Origin of the sequence: Mesorhizobium sp. M4B.F.Ca.ET.089.01.1.1 (assembly GCF_004022605.1) — a bacterium.
Classification (GTDB): domain Bacteria; phylum Pseudomonadota; class Alphaproteobacteria; order Rhizobiales; family Rhizobiaceae; genus Mesorhizobium; species Mesorhizobium abyssinicae.
The window spans coordinates 1-5,719 of the sequence record NZ_RZOS01000377.1; the positions used below are offsets into that span (position 1 = coordinate 1).

Annotated in this window: 6 protein-coding genes; 2 read left to right on the forward strand and 4 right to left on the reverse strand. The window is 56.6% G+C overall.

Features of this window, described 5'->3' with window-relative positions:
• Together EN780_RS26125 and EN780_RS26130 are read right to left on the reverse strand one after the other, a co-directional pair.
• Positions 1–694: EAL domain-containing protein (locus tag EN780_RS26125; protein WP_133372721.1), on the reverse strand; the 694-nt coding region annotated here is incomplete at its 3' end.
• Positions 691–1,575 carry an EAL domain-containing protein gene (locus tag EN780_RS26130; RefSeq protein WP_245500144.1) on the reverse strand — a complete coding sequence of 295 codons (885 nt, stop codon included), beginning with the start codon at positions 1,573–1,575 and terminating at the stop codon, positions 691–693. The genes EN780_RS26130 and EN780_RS26125, both read right to left, overlap by 4 nt.
• 77 nt (positions 1,576–1,652) lie before the next feature.
• Here EN780_RS26130 and EN780_RS26135 point away from each other — a divergent pair, with 77 nt between their 5' ends.
• Entirely contained in the window at positions 1,653–2,783 is a 1,131-nt protein-coding gene (locus EN780_RS26135) for a site-specific integrase (RefSeq protein ID WP_128275733.1), read from the forward strand.
• A gap of 120 nt (positions 2,784–2,903) precedes the next feature.
• Here the strand turns inward: EN780_RS26135 and EN780_RS26140 are convergent, their stop codons facing one another.
• The gene (locus EN780_RS26140) at positions 2,904–3,089 is read right to left on the reverse strand and encodes a hypothetical protein (RefSeq protein ID WP_128275734.1); all 186 of its coding nucleotides are present in this window, start codon (positions 3,087–3,089) and stop codon (positions 2,904–2,906) included.
• 42 nt (positions 3,090–3,131) lie between these two features.
• Entirely contained in the window at positions 3,132–4,283 is a 1,152-nt protein-coding gene (locus tag EN780_RS26145) for a RelA/SpoT domain-containing protein (protein ID WP_128275735.1), read from the reverse strand.
• A 1,029-nt stretch (positions 4,284–5,312) separates the two neighbouring features.
• Here EN780_RS26145 and EN780_RS26150 point away from each other — a divergent pair.
• Positions 5,313–5,630 (forward strand): hypothetical protein, encoded by a 318-nt coding sequence (locus EN780_RS26150; protein WP_128275736.1) that lies wholly within the window; start codon positions 5,313–5,315, stop codon positions 5,628–5,630.
• The last annotated feature ends 89 nt before the right edge of the window (positions 5,631–5,719 follow it).

The window sequence follows — 5,719 nt, forward strand, 5'->3', positions numbered from 1 at the left end:
GCTCGATGCCCTCGACCAGCACCTTGGCACCGCGGTCGTGCAGCGTCGAGACCAGCGGCCGGAAGAAACGCTCGGCCGCGGCATGGCGGCAGAACTCGGCGAACCAGGCGCCGTCGATCTTGACGATGTCCGGCGCAAGCAGCGCGATGCGCGCCTCGGTCGAGTGGCCGGTGCCGAAATCGTCGATGGCGATGCGGATGCCGTCACGCCGCATCTCGCGCACCAGGCTGGCAAGGACATGATCGTCGGCCGCCTGCTCGGTGATCTCGCACACCAGCATGCCGGGGTAGAGGTCGAGCTCGCCGAGATGCCTGGTCATCAGCCGGATCTCGGCCAGCGCCCGCCCGAGATGATCGTTGACCAGCGGATTGTAATTGAAGAACAGGTCGAGCCCCTCGACGCCGATGTTGCGGAAGTTCCGCAAATGCAGCATCCGGCACATCGTCTCGACGAACAGGCGGTCCGGAGATGGAACGCCGTCGAAGAACACCGGCGGCGCGAGCGGCCTCGCGTCCCGCTGCGCCTCGATCAGCGCCTCGACGGCGACCGGCGCCAGCGAGCGGCCGCGTGGTGCGAAGATCGGCTGGTAGGCGCTCTTCAGCCGGAACTCGCCATAGACGCCGTATTCGATACCGATCTCGTCGGCAAAGATCGCCTCGGCGGCGTTGCGCCGCCTGTCCGGCCATACGCTCACGATGCGGTCCTGCGCCCGAATACCCGCGCCCCGCGCGCTGCCGGCGCTGCGCCCGGACCGGCCGGCGTCTCGCCGGCGCCCGTCGCAGTCGCGGGCGGCGGGGCACCCTTGCCGAAGACGCGAAAACTGGTCGGCGCCAGTTCCGGCCGCGCCAGCACGAAGCCCTGCACCATCGAGGCTCCCGATTTCTCGGCGAGCTCGAGCTGCCAGCCCTCCTCGAGGCCTTCGAACACGGTGCGGATGCCTTGCTGCTCGAAGCTCCTCACCATGGTGGTCAAGAGGGCAAAGCCGGCGCCGGACTCCATCAGCTGCGTGATCCAGTGCGCGTCGAACTTGACGATGTCGGGCTTGAGCTCCTTGATCCGGTTGATGTCGGATTCGTCGGCGCCGTAATCGTCGACCGCGATGCGGAAGCCGTTGGCCCTCAGCGCCTCGACGAAGCTGTAGAGCGCCTCCTGCGATGCCGACTTCTGCTCGGTCACTTCGCACACCATGCGGCGCGGGTCGATGCCGGCCTCGTGCAGCACCAGCCGCATGTCGCGCAACGCCTTGTCGGCGACGCCGCGATCGGTGAACACCGAGGGATCGAAATTGACGAAGATCGATGCCTCTTCCGGCAGGCAGACGCCGGCGTTGAGCAGGTGCAGCGTGCGCGTCAGCGCCTCGATATGCAGACGGTCGCCCGCCGGGCAGGTGTTGAAGAAAGTCATCGGCGACTGCGGCTCGCCGTCGCGAAACGGCCTGATCAGCCCCTCGAACGCGACGATCGACAGCTTGCCTTCGTTGAAGGCGAAGATCGGCTGGAAGGCGCTCTGCAGCGTATGGACGCCCCAGACACCGCTTGCGGTGCCGTCATCATGACGGATGATATGTTCACTCACCCGAAACATCTGATTTCCCAACACAATCTTCGGGGATCGACCTTCCGGTCACAACTGGGTCACACGGAGCATCCGAAATGGCATCAATTCGCAAGCGTAACGGCAAATGGAATGTCCAAGTCAGACGGAGAGGCCACGAAGCGAGATCGAAGTCGTTCCTCGCCAAGTCAGACGCCCTCGAATGGGCACGGGAGATCGAACGGCAGTTAGACCGCCAAGAGCTTGGACCCGACAGGAAGACACTCAAATCGATCACCCTGGCTGAACTCGTCACTCGCTACAAAACCGAGGTTCTCCCCAAGAAGCGTTCAGCAAGATTCGAAACGATCCTGCTCGACAGGTTCCTCCGCTATCCTATCGCGACGAAAACCCTGAACGACCTTCAATCAAAGGATTTCGCACAGTACCGTGACCAAAGGCTTAAGGAGGTTTCGAGGCTCACAGGTCGCCCGGTGACAGCGAAGTCACTCCGGAGGGAACTCGCTCCGCTCTTCCACATGTTCAAGGTCGCCAAGGCTGAATGGCACATACCGACAGGAAACCCTCTCCAAGACCTCTATCTGCCTGCCATCGATGTCAGACGTGAGCGGAGGTTACGCCCCGGAGAGGAAGAACGATTGCTGTCGCAAGCCGGGAAGCTCAGGACGCTAGACGGTCAGCCCAATCCGTACCTAGTTCCTATCATCGTCTTTGCCCTAGAGACGGCCATGCGGCAGGGGGAAATCCTCGCAATAGAATTCCGCAACGTCGATTTCCAACGGCATCTGTTGACCATCCCTGTCTCGAAGAACGGCCATTCGAGAGTGATACCACTGACAGACAAAGCATCGTCCTGTCTCATCCTGGCTTTCGCTCAACCACGGGGAATTATTGGCCCACCTAGGGTCACTCCGACGACGAGAGCATTCCCGTTGGATGTCGAGGTAGTGAAGACGAGTTGGACCCGTATCTGCAAGCGAGCAGAACCAGCTATCGAGGACCTTCATTTCCACGATCTGAGACACGAGGGGATTTCGAGGCTGTTTGAGCTTGGTCTGTCGATCCCGGAGGTTGCCGGCATATCTGGTCACAGGACACCGGCGATGCTCTTCCGGTATGCCCACGCCAATCAGGATGCCGTCAGGGCGAAGCTCTTAGGAAAGGGACGACAGGATGAACAGAAAATGATTGAGCGACAGGCGACGCCCGACGAGATCGTAACCGCCTGAAATCTAATCGCTTCTACCCCACATCGGGACTACTCTGATCGGGGCTGATCCTCTCGTCAGACCATACCCCGACCGTATCCTAGGCCCTTGCCCTTCGCGGGGCCTTTTTTCTTTTGATACCTAGCCGTGAAAGGATTTCCAGACGGTCCGCAGGTCCCCTTCGACAGTAATGCCGTGCTCGTTGTCAAAGCTGATGTACGTGTTGGCCGGGTCAGAGAAATCTTCTCTTACAATCCGGACCAAATCGATATTCACAAGAACAGGTCCCTCCGCCAAAACATCTTTGAATTGAACAAGTTTCGCCATTTATTTTACCCCTTCGCTAAATTGCCACCACGGCAAGCTATCCTAGCGCTGAGGCATGTAAGATTTCAGCCAAGAAAGATCAAGGAAGCTAGACGATTTCTTCTTGGTGGCCCGCACACTCTCGGCTGCCAGCTTTGCCACCTTGTGCAACCTGTCAGGATAGACGATGGTTTTGAGGTGGTCGGTGAACATCTGGACGTCCATAAAATAGTTAGGGAATGCCCGCATCAGGTCTTCGATTTTGTTGACCTCTGCCAGAACGGAGATAAGTCGCCCGCCAGTCTCCGAAGCGCTGAAGCCCTCTGTCGCGTTGATCGGCTGGTTGTAGCCGGTGACGTGGACTTCCTTCCTATCACGGTCGATCTGCACCAGATAAAACTTGGCGCTTCCCTTGTAGCTCGGGGCGTAGTTGAACGCCTGATTGATGTTCTCCAAGAAGACGACGGCATTTAGCTTGTCGTTCAAGTGGCGAAGCTCTTGGTGACGCTCTCGCCTCCCCTCCGGGGTGCCTGGAACCACTGCGCCATCTTCTTCCATTGCGAAATCGGTGGACATCAACGCGAATAGACGAAGCCAATCGGGATCACCGCTACCCCGTTTCATATTCTCACGGCGCATGATGCCCACGGCTTCAACGGCAGTTGCCCAAGCATGCTGCAAACCGGTCCTAAGTTGGACCTCAATACGTCTGTCCCTGTGCTGCTGTTCGTTCACCAGCGGCTGGAACTCCATCACCAGATGGTGCCCCCGATAGCCAGACGGTCTTGGATTGGCGAAATAGTCGGTGTCATTGCGGATACGATGGACGCTCCCGCCTTCCCGGTACTTCGCTATCAGTTGCCGGTATTCATCGACCGAATCCATGATGGCACGACAGCCACCTAAATCCTGCATCTGGTCAAACTTAGTGGTGCTCTCTCCAAGCTTCTCTCGAATGGATTGCATCCGCTTCAACCGAGCGGAGGTGATGCCCTTTAACTTGACCCCACGCTGTCGGACATTGGCGCTTAATTCGTGATGGATGCGCCGCATTGGATAGATGTGGGAATTGCGCCAGTTGTAGGCCATTCGGAAGACTTCCCGATAATGTTCAAGGTTCGAGTGGTCATCCGCGACGAGCATCTTCCCAGACAACTCTTCGCCTACGCGAACGATCTGTTTTCGAAGGTAATCGAATTTTGGATAGTCGCTCATCGGGCCTAGTTCCGCTGACTAAGAGAGCGGTCGCCCGCTGGAGTTCGAATCAACACGCTTAGCGTACTGGACTCATGTGCGAGGAACAATATTTCGGAAAGCCCCGGCTCACTTGCAGGGCCATGCTTCGGTGAACGCTTTCCGGATCAGCTTTGGTGCCTGCTCTTGGCGGGATTCCGGATGAGCTTCCAAGTAGCGACAGACCACATCTCGTATCTGGTCGGCCCTTGCTCCAACCGGAATGCAATAGCCCAACGCTTGGAAGATGTCGGCGTCGACAACCCCTTCTACGTAGCCAGTCGAATGGACGCTCTTCTCGGAGCAACTATCGTAGAGATCGTTGCCATGTAAGTACCCGGTTATGTTCTGAGCACTTGCCGCACTTGTGCAAGCCAGGACAACAAAAGTCGCGAGCCTCCCTCCTCTCATTCACCCAACTCCCATTGATTCCCCAAAACCCGCCCAAGGATAGCCGCAATCGAGTCGTCTAACTACTGGCGGCCACCACTGGCACCTACGTCGATGACAGTCCACCCACATAAGCGGGACCTAGACGAGCCAGCCGGATACCGAACCCCCTGCATCATCGAACCGGCGGAGACTTGCCTTCGCTCGGGAAGCATTCTGTCGTCCTATCAATAGGAGAAACGCCACATGGGTACGGTTATAGACTTTTACAGAGGCTCACACTCTATCTCGCAAGCGAAGATGCTCTCGCCTGACGACCCTGATTTGAAACTGATTCAACTCGTTGATGAAAGCCGAAGGCTCAAGGTCCGAATATGTGAACTCGACAGGTTAATCAGGAAGGAATTGGCGGAAGAGTAGCCTTACTCCGTGTTTCAAAAAATTTTCTTTGGGGTGCAAAGCTTTGTATATCAAGGACTTGTAAGAACACGCTCCGTTTATACTATTGACTTTCAGGTGAAAACGGAGTATAATAGGTAAAGAGTAGGAGTTTATATCCTGCTCTCAATAAGCAAAATAGAACGCTAACACCGTCCCGTTAGGACGGACAACAGAAGGACAATGACCACAGAACTAAAAGACATTGCCACATTTGAACTGAATTATATTGGGAGCAATCCCACCCCGTTTGATCTGACACTTATTAGCGTCTCGAAGGGCAAGGCCAAAGGCTTTGTCAGGCTTTGGAAGACGCCTCATCAGCTTCATATAGCTGAATTTATCAAAGTCCCCGATCCCCTCTTGGGGCAATTTACCGAACGAAATGCATTGATCCGAGCCCTTGCCGATTGGGCGAAGAAAGGCGGCTGGTTCTTAGAGATGGCCCACGTGTCATCCCAGACAGGCGAGCGCCTAGACGTAAATGTATCGGCTATTTGAACCATCAATTTCGAAAGGAACTTTTATATGACTAAGATCACCGTGCCAGATACCTACTTTTTCAATAAGCCACTCGCCAAGATGTCATC

What these genes read in the sequence shown, in the direction of transcription:
- EN780_RS26135 (WP_128275733.1), top strand. Translation starts at nt 1,653, where the DNA reads ATGGCATCAATTCGCAAGCGTAACGGCAAATGGAATGTCCAAGTCAGA.
- EN780_RS26140 (WP_128275734.1), bottom strand. Translation starts at nt 3,089, where the DNA reads ATGGCGAAACTTGTTCAATTCAAAGATGTTTTGGCGGAGGGACCTGTT.
- EN780_RS26145 (WP_128275735.1), bottom strand. Translation starts at nt 4,283, where the DNA reads ATGAGCGACTATCCAAAATTCGATTACCTTCGAAAACAGATCGTTCGC.
- EN780_RS26150 (WP_128275736.1), top strand. Translation starts at nt 5,313, where the DNA reads ATGACCACAGAACTAAAAGACATTGCCACATTTGAACTGAATTATATT.